The sequence below is a fragment of the Blastococcus sp. SYSU DS0617 genome (assembly GCF_054051075.1).
In genome coordinates this window covers 179,399-201,460 of the sequence record NZ_JBJHAO010000006.1, presented here as the reverse complement: position 1 = coordinate 201,460, position 22,062 = coordinate 179,399, and the positions used below count along the sequence as shown (strand labels likewise).

24 protein-coding genes and 1 rRNA gene are annotated in these 22,062 nt (G+C 74.2%); 15 read left to right on the top strand and 10 right to left on the bottom strand.

All coding sequences use genetic code 11. The annotated features are described in order from the left end of the window. Positions 1-2: 2 nt before the first annotated feature. A 5S ribosomal RNA gene (gene rrf, locus ACI793_RS09625) occupies positions 3-119 on the top strand. A 158-nt stretch (positions 120-277) separates the two neighbouring features. Here the strand turns inward: rrf and ACI793_RS09620 are convergent. Continuing rightward, positions 278-937, bottom strand: coding sequence for a DUF2461 domain-containing protein (locus tag ACI793_RS09620; protein WP_456606158.1), 660 nt, complete (start codon positions 935-937; stop codon positions 278-280). Beyond that, the gene (locus tag ACI793_RS09615) at positions 934-1,527 is read right to left on the bottom strand and encodes an N-acetyltransferase family protein (RefSeq protein ID WP_456606157.1); all 594 of its coding nucleotides are present in this window, start codon (positions 1,525-1,527) and stop codon (positions 934-936) included. The genes ACI793_RS09620 and ACI793_RS09615 overlap by 4 nt, the downstream gene beginning before the upstream one ends. A gap of 61 nt (positions 1,528-1,588) precedes the next feature. Here ACI793_RS09615 and ACI793_RS09610 point away from each other — a divergent pair, with 61 nt between their 5' ends. After that, positions 1,589-2,800 (top strand): winged helix-turn-helix domain-containing protein, encoded by a 1,212-nt coding sequence (locus ACI793_RS09610; RefSeq protein WP_456606156.1) that lies wholly within the window; start codon positions 1,589-1,591, stop codon positions 2,798-2,800. Here the strand turns inward: ACI793_RS09610 and ACI793_RS09605 are convergent. Beyond that, complete coding sequence (locus ACI793_RS09605) at positions 2,775-3,248, bottom strand: hypothetical protein (protein ID WP_456606155.1); 474 nt, start codon at positions 3,246-3,248, stop codon at positions 2,775-2,777. The two genes, ACI793_RS09610 and ACI793_RS09605, sit on opposite strands and share 26 nt — an antisense overlap. Positions 3,249-3,330: 82 nt before the next feature. After that, positions 3,331-3,747, bottom strand: a complete 417-nt coding sequence (locus ACI793_RS09600) for a YkvA family protein (protein WP_456606154.1) — start codon at positions 3,745-3,747, stop codon at positions 3,331-3,333. 57 nt (positions 3,748-3,804) lie between these two features. On the opposite strand from ACI793_RS09600, the gene thyX reads away from it, so the two are divergent. The 5 genes from thyX to ACI793_RS09575 all read left to right on the top strand — a co-directional run bounded on the left by thyX (position 3,805) and on the right by ACI793_RS09575 (position 8,587). Next, positions 3,805-4,557, top strand: coding sequence for an FAD-dependent thymidylate synthase (gene thyX / locus ACI793_RS09595; RefSeq protein ID WP_456606153.1), 753 nt, complete (start codon positions 3,805-3,807; stop codon positions 4,555-4,557). A gap of 64 nt (positions 4,558-4,621) precedes the next feature. Further along, on the top strand, positions 4,622-5,428 hold the full coding sequence (locus tag ACI793_RS09590) for a thymidylate synthase (protein ID WP_456606152.1): 807 nt from the start codon (positions 4,622-4,624) through the stop codon (positions 5,426-5,428). A 14-nt stretch (positions 5,429-5,442) separates the two neighbouring features. Next, complete coding sequence (locus tag ACI793_RS09585; protein ID WP_456606151.1) at positions 5,443-5,970, top strand: dihydrofolate reductase; 528 nt, start codon at positions 5,443-5,445, stop codon at positions 5,968-5,970. Positions 5,971-5,979: 9 nt separating this feature from the next. After that, positions 5,980-6,876, top strand: a complete 897-nt coding sequence (gene dapA / locus ACI793_RS09580) for a 4-hydroxy-tetrahydrodipicolinate synthase (protein ID WP_456606150.1) — start codon at positions 5,980-5,982, stop codon at positions 6,874-6,876. 10 nt (positions 6,877-6,886) lie between these two features. Next, on the top strand, positions 6,887-8,587 hold the full coding sequence (locus ACI793_RS09575; RefSeq protein WP_456606149.1) for a ribonuclease J: 1,701 nt from the start codon (positions 6,887-6,889) through the stop codon (positions 8,585-8,587). Here the strand turns inward: ACI793_RS09575 and ACI793_RS09570 are convergent. Beyond that, entirely contained in the window at positions 8,562-9,089 is a 528-nt protein-coding gene (locus ACI793_RS09570; RefSeq protein ID WP_456606148.1) for a GNAT family N-acetyltransferase, read from the bottom strand. The two genes, ACI793_RS09575 and ACI793_RS09570, sit on opposite strands and share 26 nt — an antisense overlap. Further along, the gene (locus tag ACI793_RS09565) at positions 9,086-11,044 is read right to left on the bottom strand and encodes a prolyl oligopeptidase family serine peptidase (protein ID WP_456606147.1); all 1,959 of its coding nucleotides are present in this window, start codon (positions 11,042-11,044) and stop codon (positions 9,086-9,088) included. Before ACI793_RS09565 ends, ACI793_RS09570 begins: the two co-directional genes overlap by 4 nt. 89 nt (positions 11,045-11,133) lie before the next feature. Here ACI793_RS09565 and ACI793_RS09560 point away from each other — a divergent pair, with 89 nt between their 5' ends. The 6 genes from ACI793_RS09560 to ACI793_RS09535 all read left to right on the top strand — a co-directional run bounded on the left by ACI793_RS09560 (position 11,134) and on the right by ACI793_RS09535 (position 17,418). Beyond that, a complete protein-coding gene (locus ACI793_RS09560; protein ID WP_456606146.1) occupies positions 11,134-13,620 on the top strand; it encodes a DNA translocase FtsK 4TM domain-containing protein in 2,487 nt (828 codons plus the stop codon). 115 nt (positions 13,621-13,735) lie between these two features. Continuing rightward, positions 13,736-15,139 (top strand): 30S ribosomal protein S12 methylthiotransferase RimO, encoded by a 1,404-nt coding sequence (gene rimO / locus ACI793_RS09555; protein ID WP_456606145.1) that lies wholly within the window; start codon positions 13,736-13,738, stop codon positions 15,137-15,139. Between the two features lie 3 nt (positions 15,140-15,142). Then, positions 15,143-15,817, top strand: coding sequence for a CDP-diacylglycerol--glycerol-3-phosphate 3-phosphatidyltransferase (gene pgsA / locus ACI793_RS09550; RefSeq protein WP_456606144.1), 675 nt, complete (start codon positions 15,143-15,145; stop codon positions 15,815-15,817). 5 nt (positions 15,818-15,822) lie between these two features. Continuing rightward, positions 15,823-16,302 (top strand): CinA family protein, encoded by a 480-nt coding sequence (locus ACI793_RS09545; protein WP_456606143.1) that lies wholly within the window; start codon positions 15,823-15,825, stop codon positions 16,300-16,302. Between the two features lie 170 nt (positions 16,303-16,472). Then, positions 16,473-16,889 (top strand): helix-turn-helix domain-containing protein, encoded by a 417-nt coding sequence (locus ACI793_RS09540; RefSeq protein WP_456606142.1) that lies wholly within the window; start codon positions 16,473-16,475, stop codon positions 16,887-16,889. Positions 16,890-16,917: 28 nt separating this feature from the next. Next, the gene (locus ACI793_RS09535; RefSeq protein WP_456606141.1) at positions 16,918-17,418 is read left to right on the top strand and encodes a TetR family transcriptional regulator; all 501 of its coding nucleotides are present in this window, start codon (positions 16,918-16,920) and stop codon (positions 17,416-17,418) included. 18 nt (positions 17,419-17,436) lie between these two features. On the opposite strand, the gene ACI793_RS09530 is transcribed toward ACI793_RS09535, so the two are convergent. Together ACI793_RS09530 and ACI793_RS09525 are read right to left on the bottom strand one after the other, a co-directional pair. Further along, complete coding sequence (locus tag ACI793_RS09530; protein ID WP_456606140.1) at positions 17,437-17,910, bottom strand: GNAT family N-acetyltransferase; 474 nt, start codon at positions 17,908-17,910, stop codon at positions 17,437-17,439. Continuing rightward, entirely contained in the window at positions 17,907-18,920 is a 1,014-nt protein-coding gene (locus ACI793_RS09525; RefSeq protein WP_456606139.1) for a PfkB family carbohydrate kinase, read from the bottom strand. The genes ACI793_RS09530 and ACI793_RS09525 overlap by 4 nt, the downstream gene beginning before the upstream one ends. A gap of 135 nt (positions 18,921-19,055) precedes the next feature. On the opposite strand from ACI793_RS09525, the gene ACI793_RS09520 reads away from it, so the two are divergent. Then, positions 19,056-19,898: a PspA/IM30 family protein gene (locus ACI793_RS09520; protein ID WP_456606138.1), complete on the top strand. Its 843-nt coding sequence runs from the start codon at positions 19,056-19,058 to the stop codon at positions 19,896-19,898. An 89-nt stretch (positions 19,899-19,987) separates the two neighbouring features. On the opposite strand, the gene ACI793_RS09515 is transcribed toward ACI793_RS09520, so the two are convergent. Then, positions 19,988-20,845, bottom strand: a complete 858-nt coding sequence (locus ACI793_RS09515; protein WP_456606137.1) for a DNA-formamidopyrimidine glycosylase family protein — start codon at positions 20,843-20,845, stop codon at positions 19,988-19,990. Between the two features lie 66 nt (positions 20,846-20,911). Continuing rightward, the gene (locus ACI793_RS09510) at positions 20,912-21,082 is read right to left on the bottom strand and encodes a hypothetical protein (RefSeq protein WP_456606136.1); all 171 of its coding nucleotides are present in this window, start codon (positions 21,080-21,082) and stop codon (positions 20,912-20,914) included. Between the two features lie 183 nt (positions 21,083-21,265). Between ACI793_RS09510 and ACI793_RS09505 the strand changes: the two genes are divergently transcribed. Then, positions 21,266-22,060 (top strand): phosphotransferase, encoded by a 795-nt coding sequence (locus tag ACI793_RS09505; protein WP_456606135.1) that lies wholly within the window; start codon positions 21,266-21,268, stop codon positions 22,058-22,060. Positions 22,061-22,062 lie beyond the last annotated feature (2 nt).

The following is a 22,062-nucleotide window of genomic DNA, read 5'->3' as shown; positions in this document are numbered from 1 at the left end:
GTTACGGCGGTCATGGCGAGAGGGAAACGCCCGGTCTCATTCCGAACCCGGAAGCTAAGCCTCTCAGCGCCGATGGTACTGCCCTGGAGACGGGGTGGGAGAGTAGGACGCCGCCGGACAACTATTCACCGATTGGGCCCCAGCATCCGTGCTGGGGCCCTTTCGGCATTCCCGGACCCCTGCATCACCGCGGAAACGCAGGCCGCGAAACCGCGAAGAAGCAGGCCGCTGGTTCGCGGGGGTGGAGCAGCCGGCTCTGGGTCGGCCGGCCCCGGGCTCAGCGGCGGGGTTCCTTCGTCGTGGCGCCGACGTTGTCGGCCAGCCACGAGTTCAGCGGTGCCAGGTCCCGCCAGGAGTCGCGTACCCGGTCCAGGACGTCGCGGGTGTGCAGCCAGTCCTCCGGCGTCCAGCGCCGGGTGGCGTGCAGCGCCTTGTGCTTGAGCAGGTCGAGCCGGTCGGCGTCCGCCGCGTAGCCGGCCGGGACGCGCACGAGCCGGTCGCCCTCGATCTCCCAGCCCGCGGCCTTCAGCCGCTCGATCTCCTGCTCCAGACGGGCGCCCTGCACGGGGTCGGCGACGGCGCGCCGGTACCGGGCCACCTGGTCGCTCTCGAGTCGCCAGCTGCCGCCGGAGACCATGAGCCCGTCGGCGGAGATCTGCACGTACCAGGAGCCGGCGCCTCGCCCCTCGGGCGTGACCACCGCGCCCTGGTGCGTCTTGTACGGCGTCTTGTCGTGGGAGAACCGGACGTCGCGGTAGGGGCGGAACACCTTGGCGGTCCCGAACTCTGCCCCGAGCTCCTCCAGGAGCGCCAGCACGGGGCCGCGGACGAAGGACTCGTACTCGCTCCGGTGCGCCGTCCAGAAGGTCTTGGTGTTGTCCGCCTCCAGGCGTTCGTAGAAGACGAGGCCCTCGTCGGGGAAGCCGGTGAAACTCATGCCGGATCTCCCTCGTCGCCGTCCAGGAGGGTGTGCCAGCGGAGCTCGCGCAGGGGCTCGCCGCCGGTGTCGAGGGTCCGCGCCCAGCCGTCGGGCTCCCAGCCGGCCGACTCGTAGAACGATGCGGAGACCTCGTCGGACTCCGGCAGCCAGGTGCGCAGCCGGGTCACGCCCTGGGAGCGGACCACGTCGACCGCCGCCGCCAGCAGCCGGCTGCCGTGGCCCCGACGCCCCCAGCGGGGCTCGACCAGCAGCGTCGAGATGTCGGACGTCGGAGCGGCCGGGTCCGCGACCTCCCCGTCGGTCAGCTCCGCGGGGCCGACCGCGGTGAAGCCGACGACGGTGTTCCCCTCGAGGGCCACCAGCACGAGGTGCGCCGGCGTGGGAGGAGCCTCGACGGCGGCCCGCCAGGTCCGCGCGGCGGCGTCCTCGTCCCAGGTGTCGAGGAGCTCGACGGGCAGCAGCGAACGGTAGGCCGTGCGCCAGGCGACCGCCTGGACCCGGGCGATGTCCGCGGCGTCCTCCGGACGGGCGGGGCGCACCGACACGTCGGCCGAACCGGTCAGGCGGGGGAACGGGCTCGGGTCCACGCCGCGAGCCTAGGCAGGACACCCCGAGCGGGATGTCGGTGGCTGACGGCAGGATTGCCCCGTGACCGACGCGCGGCGACTTCCGGCCGCGCTGGCGAGGCGGATCGCGCTGGCCGCCCAGGGGTTCGCCGCGCCGCGCCCGTCGACGCCGGTCGGCACCCGGCAGCTGCGCGGCGTGGCCCAGCGGCTGGGCGTCGTGCAGATCGACTCGGTGAACGTGCTGTCGCGGTCGCACTACCTGCCCTTCTTCAGCCGGCTCGGTCCCTATCCGCGCGAGGCGCTGGACGCGCTCACGAACGGCCGGGGGACGGTGTTCGAGTACTGGGCGCACGAGGCGTCCTTCCTGCCGGTGCGGTTGCACCCCTACCTCCGCTGGCGCATGGCCGCGGCCGACAGCGAGGCCTGGGGATCGATGACCCGGGTGGCCCGGGAACGGCCCGAGTACGTCGCCGCCCTCGTCGAGCGGGTGCGCGCTGGTGGACCGCTGCGCGCCGCCGAGCTGGGCGAGGCCCGTCCCGATCGGCCGGGCAGCATGTGGAACTGGCACGCCGGCAAGGCGGCGCTGGAGTACCTGTTCTTCACCGGGGTGCTGACCGCCCGGGGGCGGACGGCCGGCTTCGAGCGGGTCTACGACCTCACCGAGCGGGTCCTCCCGGCGGCGGTACTGGCCCAGCCGGTGCCCGACCGTGCGGACGCCGTCCGGGAGCTCGTCCGCACCGCCGCTCGCGCCCTCGGCGTCGCCACCGAGAAGGACCTGCGGGACTACTTCCGGCTGACGCCGGCCGACGCGCGCGCGGCGATCGCCGAGCTCGCCGACACCGGTGAGCTGGTCGCTGTGGAGGTGGACGGCTGGGGGCGGCCGGCCTGGCTGGACGCGGCGGCGCACCGTCCGCGCTGGATCCGGGCCCGTGCGCTGCTGAGCCCGTTCGACTCCCTGGTCTGGGAGCGTCCGCGGGTGGAGCGGATCTTCGGCTTCCGCTACCGGCTGGAGATCTACACCCCGGCGCCCAAGCGGGTGCACGGCTACTACGTGCTGCCCTTCCTGCTGGGGGACCGGCTGGTGGGGCGGGTCGACCTCAAGGCCGACCGCCAGGCGTCGGTGCTGCGTGTGCAGTCCGCCTTCGCCGAGGACGGCGTCGAGCGCGGTGAGGTCGCCGGTGAGCTCGCCGCCGAGCTGCGGATGATGGCCGACTGGCTGGAACTGGACGACGTCGTCGTGGGGGAGCGCGGCGACCTGGCCGGTGAGCTCAGCCGGGTGGTGGCGAGGCGCTGAGCCCACCCGACTCGACGCCGATGCCGCCCAGCACGACCACGGCGTGGATGCGCAGGTCGGCGGCGTGCTCGTCGCGGGTGCGCTGCACGGCGCCGTCGGCGCCGATGCCACCCACGCCCCGGAACCGCCACCAGACCCGCCACTCCGCCGGCACCCGGACCGCCAGGCCGGCCATGCCCATGCGCACCGTGAGGTCGATGCCGTGCGCCGGCAGGGGGAGGGCGGTCAGGTCGATCTCGCCGCCGGCCATGGCCAGGTCCACGCGCAGCCGGGACAGGTCCGGGTTGGTGGGGCGCAGCTCCAGGCCGTTGTGGGTGACGACCCGGCGGATGCTCGGGCTGGTCGCGTCCCCCTCGTTCCGGCGCCAGGCGGTGAGGAACCCGGCGAGCGCCACGACCGCCTGGAAGGTGAACCAGCCGACGAACCAGGGCCGCAGTCTGTGGAGCACGGATGACCAGCTCGATGTCCTCATGGGGGCAGCCTGCCGCTGCCCGGCGCCCAGGGCCAGGCGCGGCGACGGGCCGCGCCGGTCAGCCGGGCGGCGGGGTCGCGGGCGGCAGCCCCGCCAGCCGGCTGACGAGCGCCAGCCCGGCCGGTTCACCGGGCCAGTGCCGGGCCAGCGCCCCGGCGCCGGCCCGCCGGGTGACCGAGCGCAGCGTCCAGGCCACGAGCACGACGTCGTCGGCGTGGCCCAGGAGCGGGATGACGTCGGGTACCAGGTCCAGCGGGGAGACCAGGTAGACCAGCAGCAGCCAGAGCCGGATCCGGATCCCGCGCGGCAGCGACCGGTCGGCGGCCAGCCGGCGGACGAGCCGGACCAGGTCGGGCAGCAGCCGCAGCGCCTCGCGCGGGGCCAGGCTGCGCGACCGCCAGACCAGGAGGAGCAGGGCCCCCCAGAGCAGGAGCAGTCCGCCCGCGACCGCCGCGGCGGTGCCCAGCCACTCCACGGCGCCCAGTCTGCCGGGTCCCGGGGGAGCCGCCGCGCCCGCCGTACGCTCGGCGGCGTGCCCGAGATCGTGCCGCTGAAGGTCCAGGTCGTCGCCCAGACGCAGTTCACCCCGCCGGCCGACGTCCCGTGGGAGACCGACGCCGAGGGCGGTCAGGCGCTGGCCGAGTTCGCCGGACGCGCCTGCTACCAGTCGTGGAGCAAGCCCAACCCGGCCACCGCGACCAATGCCGGGTACCTGCGGCACATCCTCGAGGTCGGGCACCTCTCGGTGCTCGAGCACGGCACCGTGAGCATGTACCTCACCGGCGTCTCCCGGTCGCTGACCCACGAGCTCGTGCGGCACCGGCACTTCTCCTACAGCCAGCTGTCCCAGCGCTACGTGCCCGAGCACGAGGCCGAGATGGTCGAGCCGGCCGTCATCGCCGAGGATCCGGAGCTGCACGCGCTGTTCCTGGCGTCCACCGAGGCGGCCCTGGCGGCCTACGACCAGCTGCTGGCCGGCCTGGAGCAGCGCTTCGCGGACGCGACCGACGCCACCCTCCGGCGCAAGCAGGCCCGGCAGGCGGCCCGTTCCGTGCTGCCCAACGCCACCGGGACACGGATCGTGGTCACGGGCAACTACCGCGCCTGGCGGCACTTCGTGGCCATGCGGGCCAGCGAGCACGCCGACGTCGAGATCCGGGCGCTGGCCATCGCCTGCCTCCGGGAGCTGCAGCGGGTGGCGGGCAACGTGTTCGGCGACTTCCGGATCAGCACCCTGGCCGACGGCAGCGAGGTGGCCGCCAGCCCGCTCGTGGGGGAGGGCTGAGCCGCCTGGGGCGCATGCGCCGGGCGGCTGCCGGCGGTCGGACCCCGGCCGTAGTCTCGGGGCCGTGGCAGCGCCGATCGACACCCAGTACGAGGACCTCCTGCGCCGGATCCTGGAGCAGGGCACGCCGAAGCAGGACCGCACCGGCACCGGCACGGTCAGCCTGTTCGGGGAGCGGCTGCGGTACGACCTGTCCGAGCGCTTCCCGCTGGTGACGACGAAGAAGGTGCACTTCAAGTCGATCGCCGTCGAGCTGCTGTGGTTCCTGCGCGGGGACAGCAACGTGGGCTGGCTCCGCGACCAGGGCGTCACGATCTGGGACGAGTGGGCCTCGCCCGAGGGGGAGCTCGGCCCTGTCTACGGCGTCCAGTGGCGGTCGTGGCCGACGCCGGACGGGCAGCAGATCGACCAGATCACGAACGTCCTGGAGACGCTGCGCTCGGACCCGGACTCCCGGCGCATGATCGTCTCGGCGTGGAACGTCGGCGCCCTGCCGGAGATGGCGCTGGCGCCGTGCCACGCGCTGTTCCAGTTCTACGTGGCCGACGGCAAGCTCTCCTGCCAGCTCTACCAGCGCAGCGCGGACATGTTCCTCGGCGTGCCGTTCAACATCGCCAGCTACGCGCTGCTGACCCGCATGGTCGCCGCCCAGGTCGGCCTCGAGCCCGGCGACTTCGTCTGGGTGGGCGGGGACTGCCACGTCTACAGCAACCACGTCGCGCAGGTGACCGAGCAGCTCACCCGCGCGCCGAAGCCGTTCCCCACCCTGGAGCTGGCCCCCGCGCCGTCGCTGTTCGAGTACACCTACGACCACTTCACCCTGCGCGACTACGACCACCACCCCGCCATCCGCGGCGCCGTGGCCGTCTGACCGGGCGCGCCCGGATGGCCGTCGGCATGGTGTGGGCCCAGGCCCGCGGGGGAGTGATCGGCGTCGACGGCGCACTGCCGTGGCACCTGCCCGAGGACTCTGCGCTCTTCCGCAGGGTGACGATGGGCTCGACGGTCGTCATGGGCCGGCGCACCTGGGAGTCGCTGCCGGAGCGCTTCCGTCCGCTGCCCGGCCGGACCAACGTCGTCCTCACCACCGACCGCACCTGGGCCGCGGACGGGGCGCAGACCGCGGCGTCGGTGGAGCAGGTGCTGGCGGAGCACGAGGAGTTCTGGGTGATCGGCGGCCAGGCGGTGTACGCGGCTTTCCTGCCGCACGCCGACCGGCTGGTCGTCACCGACGTCGACGTCGAGGTGGACGGCGACACGTGGGCGCCGGCGCTGGACGCGGGCTGGGTCCGCACGGTGCGCAGCCCGGACAGCGGCTGGGCCGAGTCCGCGTCCGCCGGGCTGCGCTATGCCGTGACCGAGTACGAGCGTGCCGACGCGACCGGGACCGTGCCTCCGCGCACGGCTCGGTAGATTCAGCCCATGACCACCGACCCCGCCCGGCCCTTCGGGCGTGTGCTGACGGCGATGGTCACGCCGCTGACCGAGGACGGGTCGATCGACCTCGCCGGCGCCCAGGAGCTGGCCGCGCACCTCGTCGACCGTCAGGCGCACGACGGCCTCGCCGTCCTCGGCACGACCGGTGAGGCGCCCACGATGAGCGACGGCGAGTCGCACGCCGTCCTGGAGGCGGTGATCGACGCGGTCGGTGACCGTGCCACCGTCCTCGCGGGCGTCGGCACCAACGACACCGCCCACACGATCGAGCGGGCGCGGGCCGCCGAGCGGCTGGGCGCCGACGGTCTGCTGGTCGTCACCCCGTACTACAGCAAGCCTCCGCAGGCCGGACTCCTGCGGCACTTCACCGCGGTCGCCGACGGCACCGATCTGCCGGTCATGCTCTACGACATCCCGCACCGCTCGGCGGTCCCGATCGAGGTCGAGACCCTGGTGCGCCTCGCCGAGCACCCGCGGATCGTCGCGGTGAAGGACGCCAAGGGCGACTTCGGCGCGCTGGCGTGGACCCGGGCGCGCACCGACCTGGCCTTCTACAGCGGTGACGACATGCTGAACCTGCCGATCCTGGCCATGGGCGGCGTCGGTGTGGTCAGCGTCGTCGGTCACCTCGTCGGCCCCCGGCTCGCCGAGCTGATCGCCGCCGTCGAGGCCGGCGACCTGGCTCGGGCCCGCGCCGTGAACGACAGCCTGCTGCCGGTCTACACCGGCATCTTCCGCACCCAGGGCGCGATCCTGGTCAAGGCGGCGCTCAACGCTCTCGGCCTGCCGGCCGGCCCCTTGCGGCCGCCGCTGGTCGAGGCGACCGACGAACAGCTCGCGCAACTGCGCATCGACCTCGCCGACGGAGGCATTCAACTGTGAGTGGCACCCGATGAGTGGCGTGGCCACCCAGCCGCACCTGGACCTCAAGGCCCCGCCGCCGCTGCCCGAGGGTGGGCTGCGCGTGATGGCGCTGGGCGGACTGGGCGAGATCGGCCGCAACATGGCGGTCCTCGAGTTCGACGGGCAGCTGCTGGTCATCGACTGCGGGGTGCTCTTCCCCGAGGCCGACCAGCCCGGCATCGACCTGATCCTGCCCGACTTCGGCGTCATCGAGCACCGCCTCGACGACATCACCGCCGTCGTCCTCACCCACGGGCACGAGGACCACATCGGCGCCATCCCCTACCTGCTGCGCATGCGCGGCGACATCCCGCTGGTCGGGTCCCGCTTCACGCTGGCGCTGGTCAAGGCCAAGCTGCGCGAGCACCGCATCGACCCGGTGCTCGTCGAGGTCGCCGCCGGTGACGACCACCTGGCCGGCGCGTTCCACTGCGAGTTCATCTCGGTGAACCACTCGATCCCCGACGCGCTGGCCGTCGCGGTGCACACCCCGGCCGGGCTACTGGTGCACACCGGCGACTTCAAGATGGACCAGCTGCCGCTCGACGGCGTCCTCACCGACCTGGGCGCCTTCGCCCGGCTCGGCGTCTCGGGCATCGACCTGCTGCTGGCCGACTCGACCAACGCCGAGGTCCCGGGCTTCGTCACCCCCGAGCGCAGCATCGGCCCGGTCCTCGACGACGTCTTCGCCCGCGCCACCCAGCGGCTGATCGTCTCCAGCTTCGCCAGCCACGTGCACCGCATCCAGCAGGTGCTCGACTGCGCGCACAAGCACGGGCGCAAGGTGGCGCTCGTGGGCCGCTCGATGGTCCGCAACATGGGAGTCGCCCGCGACCTCGGCCTGCTGCACATGGCCCCCGGCCTCATGGTCTCCCTGGACGACGCCGCCAAGATGCCGCCCGAGCAGGTGGTGCTGGTGAGCACCGGCTCGCAGGGGGAGCCGCTGTCCGCGCTGGGCCGCATGGCCCGCGGCGACCACCACCAGGTCACCATCCAGGCCGGCGACACCGTCGTCCTGGCCTCGTCGCTGGTGCCGGGCAACGAGACCGCCGTCTACAAGGTGATCAACGGCCTGGCCCGGCTCGGCGCCACGGTCGTGCACAAGGAGACCGCGCGGGTGCACGTCTCCGGGCACGCCCCCGCCGGCGAGCTGCGCACGCTGCTCAACGTCGCCAAGCCGAAGTACCTCATGCCGGTGCACGGGGAGTGGCGCCACCTGCGGGCGCACGCCAAGCTCGCCGAGGAGACCGGCATGGCCACCGACCGGATCCTCCTGGCGGAGGACGGCGTCGTCGTCGACCTCGTCGACGGCAAGGCCTCGATCGTCGGCAGCGTGCCCATCGGCGACGTCTACGTCGACGGGCTCAACGTCGGGGACGTCGGCGAGGAGTCGCTGCAGGCCCGCCGCATCCTCGGCGACGAGGGCTTCGTGGCGCTGACCGTGGTGGTGGAGCCCTCCACCCGCACGATCGTGCGGCCGGTGCACCTGTCGACCAAGGGCTTCTCCGACGACCCGGCGGCCTTCGACGAGGTGCTGCGCCTGGTCGAGGACAACCTGCGGCGGGCGCTGCAGGACGACGACGTCGACCCGCACCGGATGTCGCAGATCATCCGCCGGACCGTCGGCAAGTGGGTGTCGGACAAGCACCGCCGTCGTCCGATGATCATCCCGACGGTGCTGGAGGTCTGACCTCGCGTCGCATCGCCGCCCGGGGCCACCGGTCCAGGCCCCGGGCGGCCTCGGTGCGGCGGATCCCGCGCAGCCCCGGGCCGAGCTCGTCCGCGTCCAGGAACCGGAAGCCCAGCCGCCGGTAGTAGGGGCCGTTCCAGGGCACGTCGGTGTACGTGGTGAGCGTGACCGCGGGCAGGTCCCGCTCGCGGGCCCAGGCGACCAGGTGCTCGACCAGTTCCCGGCCGTGACCCGACCCCGCGGCGTCGGGGTGCACGCTCACCTGCTCCAGGTGGGCGCAGGCGTCGACGACGTCGGCCAGCAGGTAGGCCACCGGGCGGTCGCCGGCGTCGGTGCGCACCCAGGCCCGGCCGGCCTCCCCGTACTCCCGCAGGGCGTCCAGGGACGGCGGCTCGTCGTCGGCGACCAGGTCCATGCCCAGTGCGGCGAAGGACCGGCCGGCGGCGCGCTCGATCTCGCGCAGCAGCGGCAGGTCCTGCTCGCGCGCGGGGCGGATGATCATGCCGAGTGCGGCCCGGAGGGCAGCAGGGGGATCGGCTGGATGCCCTCGTCGGCGGGCAGGTCGAACCCCCAGACCTGGGCGTAGAAGGACAGCTCGCCGTCCAGGGCGGCCCGGATGTTCTCGGCCTTGCGGAACCCGTGCTGCTCGCCGGGGAACAGCAGGTAGGCGTGCGGCACGCCCTTCTCCCGGAGTGCGGCCACGATCGCCTCGGCCTGCGCCGGGGGCACGACGGCGTCCTCCTCGCCCTGGAACACGGCCAGTGGAGTGTCGAGGGTGTCGACGTGGTTGATGGGGGAGCGCTCGTCGTAGACCGCCTTGCCCGAGGGCCACGGGGCGACCAGGCCGTCGAGGTAGCGGGACTCGAACTTGTGCGTCTCCGCCGCCAGCGCGCCCAGATCGGCGACGCCGAAGTGGCTGGCCCCCGCGGTGAAGACGCCCGGGCGCATGGAGAGGGCCGCCAGCGTGGTGTAGCCGCCGGCCGAGCCCCCGCGGATGGCCATGCGGGCAGGGTCGACCCGGCCGGCGTCGGCGAGGAACCGCGCGCACGCGACGACGTCGTCCAGGTCGACCACGCCCCACCGGCCCTGCAGCGCGTCCCGGTACCGGCGCCCGTAACCCGTCGATCCCCGGTAGTCGACGTCGGCGACGCAGAACCCGCGCGAGGTCCAGTACTGGACGGCGAGGTTGAGCACGGGGGAGGCGGCCGAGGTGGGTCCGCCGTGGACGACGACGAGCAGCGGGGGCAGGTCGCCGTCGCGGGCGGAGACGTCCGGGTTGGTCGGCGGGTAGACCAGCGCATGCGCCTCGCCGATCCCGGTGCCGGCGTCCTCGGTCGGGAACGTGACGTGCTCGGGGACGGCGAACCAGGCCGGGTCCACGCCCAGGTCGCGCGCCGGGCGCAGCACCGTGCCTCGCGCCTCGCTCCCGCCGAGGGGCACGCGCAGGACCACCGGCTCGCTGTCCGGCCCACCCGCGACGCAGACGAGGTCGTCGCCGGCTGCCGTCAGGTTCCGGAGGGCCGCGTACGGGAGGCCGATCTCGCGCACGTTCCCGTCCGCCTCGAGGACGGCGAGCCGGTCCCTCCCGTCGCGGCCGTAGGCGAACGCCACCCGGCCGCCGGTGAGCAGCGCGAAGCGGCTCTGCCCGAACACCCACTGCGGACCGGCGATGTCGGCTCCCACGTCGACGACCAGCTCGGCCGCCTCGTGGGGCCGCTTCCGGTACAGCGACCAGAAGTTCGTGCGGTCGCTGAACCACCACAGCGCCAGGTCCTCGCCCCAGGTCGGCTGGACGACCGACTCCCCGGGGCCACCGGCGAGCACGTGCTCGGTGCCGTCCGCGGCCCGGACCACCAGCTGCGCGGCGTCCCAGGGCATGGAGGGGTGGTCCCACCGCAGGAAGGAGAGCGTGACGCCGTCCGGCGCAAGACGCGGGTCGGAGACGAAGTCCGGGCCGGAGACCAGGACCTCGGTGCCCTCGTCGGTGATCCGCACGACCTCGTTGACGACGTCGGCCGCGCTCCCGGAGGCCGGATGGGTCTCGCGCACGGCGAGCACCCCGGACGGGGTGACGTGCAGGTCGGCGTGCCGCACGCCCGACGGCACCTCGGGTTCGGGCGTCACCGGCACGGGGGAGTCGCCGCCGCGGTCGAGTCGGTACAGCCGCTGGTCGGAGAACTCGGTGAACCACAGCGTGCCGTCAGCGACCGTCCACGCGCCGCCGCCGTACTCGTGCACCCGGGTGCGGGCGTTCCAGGGCGCGGGCAGGACGTCGGACACCGTGCCGTCGGCAGCCCGCCGCACGACCACCGTCCGGCCACCCTCGTCCGGGCGCGACTCCGCCCACCACACGTCGGTGCCGTCCACCACCACCTCGCCGAGGCGGGCGGCCGCGCGGACCACGAGTTCGGAGGTGAGGGGGGTCGGCCAGCTGCCGGAAGGGAGCGAGGGGCTCATGCCTGTGACGTTATGAGATGGCGGACGGGTGCGGGACACGACGCCCGGCCTGCCCGTCCGCGACCTCCCGGCGGATTACCGTTCGACGCATGCCTGCCCGCACCACGTCGACGCGTCCGGCGTCCAACCGGAGCCGCTCGGGTTCGACCGCTGCGAGCAAGAAGCGGCCGCCCGCCAAGCGCTCCGGCAACCGGCGGCCCCCAGCGCGCAAGAAGGACGCCGGCTTCAGCCTCTGGCGGGCCGCCAGCGGCACCTGGGCGTTGCTCGCCCGCGGAGCCGGCGGTCTGGCCCGCTCGGTCGCCCGCCCGGAGGAGGCCGAGCCGCTCGCGCCCGAGCACCGGCGGGACGGCGTCGGCCTGGCGGTCCTCGGCCTGGCCGTCGTCCTGGGCGCCGCGGCCTGGAGCAACGGCATCGGCCCGGTGGGGGTCGCCCTCACCGACGGCGTCCGGTGGGTCATCGGCTCGCTGGTCATGGTCCTGCCCGTCGTGCTGTTCTTCGCCTCTCTCCGGCTGCTGCGCCGCGGTCCCCGGCCCGAGGCCCGGGGCCGGCTGCTGATCGGCTGGCTGTGCGCGATCGCCTCGGTGCTCGGCATCGCCCAGGTGGTGGGCGATCCCGCCGACCCCGAGCGCGGCCTGCCCGGGTCCGGTGGGCTCATCGGCTGGGCCGTGGGGACGCCGCTCGTCGCCGGCATGGGCAGCGTCGTCACCGTCGTGCTGCTCTCGCTGCTGGCCTTCTTCGGCCTGCTGGTCATCACCTCGACGCCGGTGCACCAGATCCCCGAGCGGCTGCGCGAGCTCACCGACCGGCTGCTGGGCCGCGACGACTACGACGACGACGGGTACGACGACTTCGACGAGTACGAGGAGGAGACCGAGGCGCCGGCCACCCGGAGGTCCCGCCGGAAGCTCTCGGAGGACCTGCTCACCACCGGCCCGATCGACCACGGAGCGATGGCGGAGGCCGCCGAGGCCACCCTCACCACCGAGCCCGAGCACACCGAGCTGCGGGCCCCGGCCCGGCCGCCGGTCGTCGACCGCACCTACCCGCCGGAGGACCTGCCGCCGATCACCGAGCCGCAGCAGCTGTCCATCCAGCCGGTCGAGGGCGACTACGTCCTCCCGGCGCTGTCCATGCTGCGGCCGGGCGACCCGCCGCGGGCGCGCTCGAAGGCCAACGACGTGGCCATCGAGGCGATCAGCGGCGTGCTCGACCAGTTCAACATCGACGCCGCGGTCACCGGGTTCACCCGCGGCCCGACGGTCACCCGCTACGAGGTCGAGCTCGGCCAGGGCGTCAAGGTCGAGAAGATCACCCAGCTGACCAAGAACATGGCCTACGCGGTGGCCAACGACAACATCCGCATCCTCGCGCCCATCCCGGGCAAGTCCGCCGTGGGCATCGAGGTGCCCAACACCGACCGCGAGAAGGTCAGCCTCGGCGACGTCCTCCGGTCCGGCGCGGCCAAGCAGGACCCGCACCCGATGCTGGTCGGCCTGGGCAAGGACATCGAGGGCGGGTTCGTCTGCGCCAACCTGGCGAAGATGCCGCACCTGCTGGTGGCCGGTGCGACCGGTGCCGGTAAGTCCAGCTGCGTGAACTCGATCCTGACCTCGCTGCTGCTGCGGTCGACGCCCGACCAGCTGCGGATGATCCTGGTCGACCCGAAGATGGTCGAGCTCACGCCCTACGACGGCATCCCGCACCTGATCACGCCGATCATCACCGACCCCAAGAAGGCGGCAACGGCGCTGGCGTGGCTGGTCGAGGAGATGGAGCAGCGCTACCAGGACATGAAGTCCACGGGTGTGCGGCACATCGACGACTTCAACCGCAAGGTCGAGAAGGGCGAGATCACCGCTCCGCCCGGGAGCGAGCGGGTCTACCGCCCCTACCCCTACATCCTCACGATCGTCGACGAGCTCGCCGACCTGATGATGGTGGCCCCGCGCGACGTCGAGGAGCACATCGTCCGCATCACGCAGAAGGCGCGTGCCGCGGGCATCCACCTGATCCTCGCGACCCAGCGCCCGTCGGTCGACGTCGTCACCGGCCTGATCAAGGCCAACGTGCCCTCGCGGCTGGCGTTCTCCACCTCGAGCCTCACCGACAGCCGGGTCATCCTCGACCAGCCCGGCGCGGAGAAGCTCATCGGCATGGGTGACGCGCTGTTCATGCCGATCGGCGCGGGCAAGCCGATGCGCGTGCAGGGCGCCTTCGTCACCGACGCCGAGATCGAGGCGGTCGTCGAGTTCACCAAGCGCCAGGCCGAGCCCGAGTACCGCGAGGAGGTCTTCTCCGCCGGGGCCGCCGGTGAGAAGAAGGAGATCGACGAGGACATCGGCAACGACCTCGACCTGCTGCTGCAGGCCGTGGAGCTGATCGTCACCAGCCAGTTCGGGTCGACCTCGATGCTCCAGCGCAAGCTGCGGGTCGGGTTCGCCAAGGCCGGCCGGCTCATGGACCTCATGGAGAGCCGCGGCATCGTCGGTCCCTCCGAGGGGTCCAAGGCACGCGACGTGCTCATCAAGCCCGACGAGCTCGAGTCCGTGATGTTCACCCTGCGCGGCGGCGCGTGACGTTCTGGAACGGCCTTCGTGCAGGGTCCCGGCACGAGCGAGCGAGGGTCGGGGGGCACGCGGGTCTGTCGCCTACGATGGCCCGGTGACAGCTGCGCCCCACCCTGCCCGGAAAGTGGCGGTGGTGACCCTCGGGTGCGCCCGCAACGAGGTCGACTCCGAAGAGCTGGCCGGTCGGCTGGCCGCCGGGGGATACGAGCTCATCGAGGACGCGGACGCCGCCGACGCCGTCCTGGTCAACACCTGCGGCTTCATCGAGTCGGCCAAGAAGGACTCGGTCGACGCGATCCTCGCCGCCACGGACTCCGGTGCGCCGGTGGTCGCCGTCGGCTGCATGGCCGAGCGGTACGGCTCGGAGCTCGCCGGGGCGCTGCCCGAGGCGACGGTCCTCGGCTTCGATGACTACGCCCAGATCGGGGACCGGCTCGACGACGTCATCGCCGGCCGCCCGCTGGTGCCGCACACCCCGCGCGACCGCCGCACCCTGCTGCCGATCAGCCCCGTCCAGCGCACCGCCGCCCGGGCCGAGGTCGACGCCCCGGCGATCCCCGGTCACGACTGGCTGCGCCGCAAGCGGCTGGCCTCCGGTCCCACCGCCGCCCTCAAGCTGGCGTCGGGCTGCGACCGGCGGTGCGCGTTCTGTGCCATCCCGACCTTCCGCGGCGCGTTCGTGTCCCGTCCGCCGGCCGAGGTGCTCGGCGAGGCGCAGTGGCTGGCCTCCGAGGGCGTCCGCGAGCTGGTGCTGGTCAGCGAGAACTCCACCTCCTACGGCAAGGACCTCGGCGACCTCCGCGCGCTGGAGAAGCTGCTGCCGGAGCTGGCCGCCGTCGAGGGCATCGCCCGGGTCCGGGTCGCCTACCTCCAGCCGGCCGAGCTGCGTCCCGGCCTGCTGGAGCTGATCGCCGGAACGCCTGGGGTGGCTCCGTACTTCGACCTGTCCTTCCAGCACTCGTCGCCGTCGCTGCTGCGCCGCATGCGCCGGTTCGGCGGCACCGACGACTTCCTGGCGCTGATCCAGCGCGCCCGGGCGCTCGCCCCGGGCGCCGGGTTCCGCACCAACGTCATCCTCGGCTTCCCGGGGGAGACCGAGGACGACGTCGCCGAACTCGAGCGGTTCCTGACCGAGGGCCGCCTGGACGCGGTCGGCGTCTTCGGCTACTCCGACGAGGAGGGCACCGAGGCGATCGGGCTGCCCGGCAAGCTCGACCAGACCGAGATCGACGCCCGCGTCCGGCGGATCACCGACCTGGTCGAGGAGCTCACCGCCCAGCGCGCCGAGGACCGGGTCGGCGACCGCGTCGAGGTGCTGCTCACCGAGGACGTCTCCGCCGACGAGGGACCGGGCACGTGGGTGGGGCACGCCGCCCACCAGGACCCCGACGCCGACGGCACCACCACCGTCACCGGGGTGCCCGACGGCTCGGCCGGCCGGGTCGTCCAGGCGGTCGTCGTGGACACCGAGGGCATCGACCTGGTCGCGCGCGCCGTCGTGCCGGCCGTGGCCGGAACCGGTCGTTAGGGCATGAGCGAGGTGCTGCCGGACCCGGCCGCGACGCCGCCGCAGACGGCGCGCCTCGTCAACCTGCCCAACGCGCTGACGGTGCTGCGCCTGGCCGTGGTGCCGGTGTTCGCCTACCTGCTGCTCCACGACGAGGGCCTCGACGACGGGGGCCGCTACTGGGCCACCCTGGTCTTCGCGCTCGCGATCATCACCGACCGGTACGACGGGATGATCGCCCGGCGCACCGGTCAGGTCACCGAGTTCGGCAAGCTGGCCGACCCGATCGCCGACAAGGCGCTCACCGGGACGGCGCTGATCGGTCTCTCCGCACTCGGGATGCTGCCCTGGTGGGTCACGGGGCTGATCCTGGTCCGCGAGGTCGGCGTCACCGTGCTGCGGTTCTGGGTGATCCGGCACGGCGTGATCGCGGCCAGCCGCGGCGGCAAGCTCAAGACCGTCGCCCAGGCGCTGGCCATCGGGCTCTACATCCTGCCCATGAGCGGTGCCCTGGCCACGGCGCGGTGGTGGGTGATGGCGCTCGCCGTGGTGCTGACCGTGGTCACCGGCCTGGACTACGTCGTCCGCGCGCTGCGGCTGCGCCGGACGAGCGCACGCGCCATGAAGGCCGCGGCCGCGCGCCGGGCGGCGGCCGGCAGTGCCGACGCCGCCGACGCGCGCACCGACACCGCCGCCTGACGGTCGTGTCGGAGCCCGCCGGTCACCCGGCCGCCCGGCTGCACGCCGCCCTGCTGGGCAGGGGCGAGACGGTCGCGGCCGCCGAGTCGCTCACCGCCGGGCTGTTCTGCGCCACGCTGGCCGAGGTCCCGGGCGCGAGCGGGACGTTGCGCGGAGGAGTGGTCGTCTACGCCACCGACCTGAAGTCGGTGCTGGCCGCCGTCCCCACGGACGTGCTGGACGCGCACGGCCCGGTGAGCCGCCCGACCGCGGCCGCCCTCGCCGAGGGCGTCCGGGAGCGCTGCACCGCCACCTGGGGGGTCGGGCTGACCGGCGTCGCCGGGCCGGCACCCGTGGACGGGCACCGGCCCGGCCGGGTGTACGTCGGCGTCTCCGACGGCCGGGCGACCGACGTGCTGGAGCTGGACCTGCCGGGCGGCCGTGCGACGGTGCGTGCCGCCGCCGTCGCCGCCGCGATGGAGGCGCTGCTCGCCCGGCTCGGCTGAGCGGGCCGCGGGAACGCCCGCCGGGGTGATCGCGTTACGCCCTGAGAGGACGCGAGCCCGGTGGGCCAGCCACCGGACCGAGCGCCGCGTACGGTGAGCGCACGGCGCTCGTCGGGAGCGTCCGCCGCTCATGAGTGTTGTTGCCCCGCTCGCAGGACAGGAGAGTGGCCATGTTGCTGCTGCGTACCCAGCTCGGGAGCACCCTGCGGGGTCACCGGCTGCGCCAGCGCCGGACGCTGCGCGACGTCTCGGGCGCGGCGAGGGTCAGCCTCGGCTACCTCTCCGAGGTCGAGCGCGGGCAGAAGGAGGCATCCTCCGAGCTGCTGGCGTCGATCTGCGACGCACTGGACGTGGAGCTGGCCGACCTCCTGGCCGAGGTGAGCCTCGAACTGCGCGTGGCCCGCGCCGGTGGTGTCCGCGCCCTGGCGCAGCCCGCCCCGGCCGATGCCGCCGACGCGGCGGCCGCCGCGGAGCAGCCGTCCGTGGAGGAGCCCGCCGTCCCGGCGGCCGAGCCCGCCCTGGCCCTGGTCGGCGCCCCCGCCCGCTCGGCCCTCCGCCGGGGCGAGGCGGTCTCGCTCGCCGCCTGATGCGCGGGAGCGTCCGCTGGCCGTCGTCGTGAACCAGACCCGGCGCGGGCTGGTGGAGGGCGCGGCGCGGGCCTTCGCCGAGCACGGTGTCCGGCGCAGCACCATGCAGTCGATCGCGGCGGCCGCCGGCGTCGCCAAGGCCACGCTGTACAACCACTTCCGGACCAAGGACGAGGTGGCCCGCGCCCTGCTGGCCGTGGAGCTCGACCGGCTCACGGGCCTGGCCGGCGCGCAGCCGCCGGTCGAGGCCCTCGCGGTGCTCTCCGACGAGCTGGGCGCCCATCCGGTGCTGCGCCGGCTGGCCGAGGCCGAGCCGGAGGTGCTCGCGGGCCTGCTGTCCGTCGACGCGGACTCCTGGACGCTGCTGCGGGACCGGCTCGCCGACGCGCTGCGGACGGATGCCGACGGCGCCGAGCTCGTGGCCCGCTGGCTGCTGGGGGTCGTGATCCGGCCCGGCCGTTCTCTGGACCGGCATCGGCAGGCCGCTCGCCTGGCCGCGGTGCTCGGCGCCGTACCCGCCGACGGCTGAGGCCCGTCGGCGCCGGGATCAGGCCGGCGAGAGGGACCGCGTGAGGACGACGCGGTCCTCGCCGGGGCCGGCGTGGTCCCGGGACAGGTGGGTGGCGGCGCCCAGCGACGTGTGCAGGGCGAGCGCGGCCTCGTTGTCCGGGCGGGTCACCGCCTGGACGACGCGCGCGCCGGTGCTTCCGGCCAGTTCGTCGAACCACCGGCACAGCCGCCGGCCGAGCGACGCCCGCCGGTGGTCCTCGCGCACCGCGAGGAGGTGCAGGTAGGCCAGCCGGTCCGCGGTCACGGCACCGAGCACGTAGCCCACGTCCGTTCCACCGTCGTCCATGGCGAGCGCGCCGAACCCGCCGAACTGGTGGAACCACACGGGGTGGTGCAGCGAGCGGGTGTCGGTGTCCCAGAAGCGGTCGTGCTGGTCGAGCAGCCGCGCCCGTACCGTCGTCGCCGACAGCTCCGAGAGGCCGACGATCCGCACGTTCCCCGGCGCGGTCACAGCGCGGCCCGCGCCGCGTCGACCTCCGCACGCGTGGGCGGATCGGCGCCCACGCGGGTGCAGTTCAGGGCCGCGACGAGAGCTGCGTCGTCGACCAGGGCCAGCAACCGGTCGTCGTCCAGGGCCTCGAGGGCCCCGCGGCCGGTGACGCCGGCGGCGAGCAGCCCGCTGAGCAGCCCGGCGGCGAGCGAGTCGCCGGCGCCGACGGTGTCGGCCACGTCGACCCGTGGGGACTCGCGGTGCAGCACCGGGCGTCCCGGGCGGGCGACCCGCAGGGGTGCCCCGCCGTCGGTGAGCAGCACCAGGGCAGGGCCGCGGTCGGCCCAGCGCCGTGCGGCGTCGTCCAGGTCCGCAGGCCCCGGTTCGAGCCAGGCGAGGTCCTCGGCGCTGACCTTCACGACGTCGGCCAGCGCGACCAGCCGGTCCAGCCGGGCGGTGACGGCCGCCCGGTCGTTGCCGAGGGTGGCGCCGACCGGCCCGTCGGCCAGCGGCGGGCGGATGTTCGGGTCGACGCTGAGGAGCGCCGTGCCGGCCAGCCGTTCGACGAGCGCGGCGATGGCCGTCGCCCCCGGCTCGGTCCAGCTGGAGATGGAGCCCACGTGCAGGACCGCGGGTTGCTCCGGGAGCGACCGGGCCAACTCCTCGTCGGTCCACTGCCAGTCGGCCGCACCCAGCACGTGGAAGCCGTAGTCGGGCGAGCCGTCGGGGTGCAGGCCGATCACCGCCAGGCTCACCGGCTCGGCCGCGTCGACGAAGCCGCTCACGTCCACCCCGGCCAGCTCGGCGTGCCGTCGCAGGGCGGCGCCCAGCGGTCCGGTGCCCAGCCGGGCCACCAGTGCCACCGGCGCGCCCAGCCGGCCGGCCGCCACCGCGACGTTGAGGGCGTTGCCGCCGGGACGCGCGACGTACTGGGGGGCGGTGCCGGTGGGACCGGCTCCGGCCTCGGGGACGGGGAGCAGATCGACGACCAGCTCGCCGAGGACGCACAGCGTCGGGATCGGTGCGGGCACGGCGTAACCGTAGGTCCGCCACGTCCGGATCGGCCCGTTGGCCAGTCACAGCACTCACCTGGGACGATGGTGGGCGACGAACACCGCCGCGCCGGCCACCCACCCCCCGGCTTCGGTGCCGGAGCAGGAGGAACCATGCCCAACCCGCTCGTGAAGCTGTGGAAGTACCTGACGGCGTCGGCCAACGCGCAGATCGACCAGCGTGCCGACCCCAAGATCCAGATCGCGCAGGCCATCGAGGCCGAGCAGCAGCGGCACCAGTCGCTGGCCAACCAGGCCGCGGCCGTCCTGGGCAACCAGCGCCAGCTCGAGATGCGGCTGAGCCGCCAGCTGGGCGAGGTCGAGAAGCTGCAGGCGTCGGCGCGCCAGGCACTGACCCTGGCGGACAAGACGCGCGCCTCGGGGGATGCCGCGAAGGCGACCGAGTACGAGAACGCCGCACAGGCCTTCGCCACGCAGCTGGTCGCGGCCGAGCAGTCGATGGAGGACCTCAAGCGCAGCCACGACGAGGCGCTGCAGGCCGCCGAGCAGGCCCGCGGTGCGGTCGAGCAGAGCCGCATGCGGCTGCAGACGACGCTCGCCGAGCGCACCAAGCTCATGAGCCAGCTCGAGCAGGCCAAGATGCAGGAGCACGTGGCGAGCTCGCTCAAGCAGGTCAACGAGCTCTCGGCGCCGGGCAACACGCCGAGCCTCTCGGAGGTCCGCGACAAGATCGAGGCCCGGTACGCCAACGCCCTGGGGCAGGCGGAGCTGGCGCAGAACTCCGTCGAGGGCCGGATGCTCGAGGTCGAGCGGGCGACCCTCGACGTCGCGGGTGCCTCCCGGCTCGACGCGATCCGCGCGTCGATGGGTGGTGGCGCGCAGGCGGTCGAGGCCGGCGCGCCCGCGCCGGCCATCGAGCAGGGTGCCCCGGTCGCTGAGCAGCAGACCACCGAGCAGCGCCAGGCCCAGCCGGTCGAGCGGCCCGACCCGGCCTGATCCAGCGCCCGTCGTCGGGCGCGCGCACGTCCGTCGCGGGCGGTCTCCGGTAGCCCGGAGGCCGCCCGCGTCCGCGTCTGCCTGGCCGATCAGCCGGGCGTCGCCAGTGGCCGCGGGCGGCCGGGCTCGCCGGTGCGGGCGAGCGGGTCGATGGGGGAGTGCGCCGCCTGGCACCGGGGGCACCAGTAGGTGACCCGCTCCTGCGTGTGCGGCCCCTGATCGCCCATCAGGATCGGCGTCCGGCAGCGCCGGCACGGCTTGTTCTTCCGCCCGTAGACCCAGTGGTCCTGGCCGCGGCGGACATCGCCGGTCGTGCTCTGCTCGGGGTGGTCACGGTTGGCGAGCATCAGGGTCCGCGCCCGGGTCACGAGGGGCTCGAGCCGGGCGTCGACGTCGGCCACCCGCGCCCAGGGGTGCACCCCGCAGAGGAAGAGCGACTCGACCTTGTAGAGGTTCCCGGGCCCGCACAGGTTGCGCTGGTCGAGGATGGCGACCCCGATCTGCTCGCCGGGATGCGACCGGAGCCGGCGCAGTGCCTCGGCCAGGTCCCAGTCGGGCCCGAGGACGTCGGGTCCGAGATGACCGACCAGCCGTCCCTCGTCGGCCGTGGGGACGATCTCGACGTCGTGCAACCGGTAGCCGACGCACTCCCACTCGTCCGTGGCCAGCACGACGCGGACGTCGTAGCCCGGGCCGCCGCGCCACCGGGAGCCGGGCCGGTAGATGTGCCAGCTGCCGTCCATCCGGTAATGCGTGCGGAGCGTGCGATCGTCGGCCAGCCGGATGAGCATGTGCTTGCCGCGCGGGACGACCTCGCGCACGGTGGCGCCGGTGAGGTCCAGCGCGGTCAGCTGCGGTAGCCGGAACTCGCCCCGGCGCAGGGTGGCGCCGGCCAGCGCGGTGTTCATGCGCTGGGCGGCCAGCCAGACGGTGTCTCCCTCGGGCACCCGGCCAGTGTCCCCCGCCGCCCGCGCCGGTGTGCGGCCGGCGAGGAGAGGTGGTGCCGGCCAGGGTCAGGAGTGGAGCCGCGGCCCCCGTGGCCCCATGGCGGCCAGGGCCACGCTCGCGGTGCCGGTGAGCACCAGCAGGCCCAGCAGCGAGAGCACGAAGAGCTCGGGTACGACGGCGCCGGCCACGAGCAGCGCGGCTCCGAGGAGCAGCAGGAAGGCGATGAGAGTGCGCATGAGGTGGTTCCCCCTTCGGTGCGCTGACACCTCTCCGGTGCCCGCCGGACGGGTGTGGTTCACCCGATCGGGTGCCTCTCCACGAGACCGTCACCTTGTGACGGCGGGGATGACGGCTCTCCCCGTCAGCCCGGCGGGGCCGGGGCCCGCCGCTTCCGGACCGCCGGTGGCAGCATCGCGGAGGTGATCGCCGGGCCGCCGACCGAGCCGGTCGCGGTGCCGGCCTCCGTCGCGGCCCTGGCCGGTGGCGTGGCCGTGCACCCCGTCTGGCGGAACCAGCTCGGGGGCCTGACCTGGCAGCTGGGCGAGGGGCCGGAGCGGCGATTCGTGAAGTGGGCGCCGGCCGCCAGCGGGCTGCCCATCGCGCCCGAGGCCGAGCGGCTGCGCTGGGCCGCCGCGTACACGCCGGTCCCGGCCGTCCTGGCCCACGACCGGGACGACCGGGGCGAGTGGCTGGTGACGGCGGGGCTTCCCGGCCGCAACGCCGTCGACCGGCGGTGGCGGGCCGACCCGGGGCCGGCGGTGCAGGCGATCGGTGCGGGGCTGCGGGCGCTGCACGACGCCCTGCCGGCGCGGGACTGCCCGTTCGACTGGTCCGCGCCCACCCGCGTGGCCGACGCGCAGCGGCGCACCGCCGTCCTGCGCCCGGAGCGGTGGTCCCCCGAGCACGCCGGCCTGACCGTGGCCGAGGTGCTGGCCCGGCTGGCCGACGTCCCTGACGTCGATCGGCCGGTCGTGTGCCACGGCGACGCCTGTGCACCGAACACGCTCCTCACCGATGACGGTGCCTGGTCCGGGCACGTCGATCTGGGCGCGCTGGGTCTGGCCGACCGGTGGGCGGACCTGGCGGTGGCCACGTGGAGCACCGGCTGGAACTACGGCCCGGGATGGGAGCGGCCGCTGCTGGACGCCTACGGGGTCGACGCGGACGTCGAGCGGATGGCGTACTACCGGCTGTTGTGGGACGCCGGCCCCTGAGC

Coding starts and splice junctions, on each gene's coding strand:
- ACI793_RS09620 (WP_456606158.1), bottom strand. CDS start 937: ATGAGTTTCACCGGCTTCCCCGACGAGGGCCTCGTCTTCTACGAACGC.
- ACI793_RS09585 (WP_456606151.1), top strand. CDS start 5,443: ATGGCCGTCGGCATGGTGTGGGCCCAGGCCCGCGGGGGAGTGATCGGC.
- dapA (WP_456606150.1), top strand. CDS start 5,980: ATGACCACCGACCCCGCCCGGCCCTTCGGGCGTGTGCTGACGGCGATG.
- ACI793_RS09575 (WP_456606149.1), top strand. CDS start 6,887: ATGAGTGGCGTGGCCACCCAGCCGCACCTGGACCTCAAGGCCCCGCCG.
- ACI793_RS09570 (WP_456606148.1), bottom strand. CDS start 9,089: ATGATCATCCGCCCCGCGCGCGAGCAGGACCTGCCGCTGCTGCGCGAG.
- ACI793_RS09565 (WP_456606147.1), bottom strand. CDS start 11,044: ATGAGCCCCTCGCTCCCTTCCGGCAGCTGGCCGACCCCCCTCACCTCC.
- ACI793_RS09560 (WP_456606146.1), top strand. CDS start 11,134: ATGCCTGCCCGCACCACGTCGACGCGTCCGGCGTCCAACCGGAGCCGC.
- pgsA (WP_456606144.1), top strand. CDS start 15,143: ATGAGCGAGGTGCTGCCGGACCCGGCCGCGACGCCGCCGCAGACGGCG.
- ACI793_RS09540 (WP_456606142.1), top strand. CDS start 16,473: ATGTTGCTGCTGCGTACCCAGCTCGGGAGCACCCTGCGGGGTCACCGG.
- ACI793_RS09520 (WP_456606138.1), top strand. CDS start 19,056: ATGCCCAACCCGCTCGTGAAGCTGTGGAAGTACCTGACGGCGTCGGCC.
- ACI793_RS09510 (WP_456606136.1), bottom strand. CDS start 21,082: ATGCGCACTCTCATCGCCTTCCTGCTGCTCCTCGGAGCCGCGCTGCTC.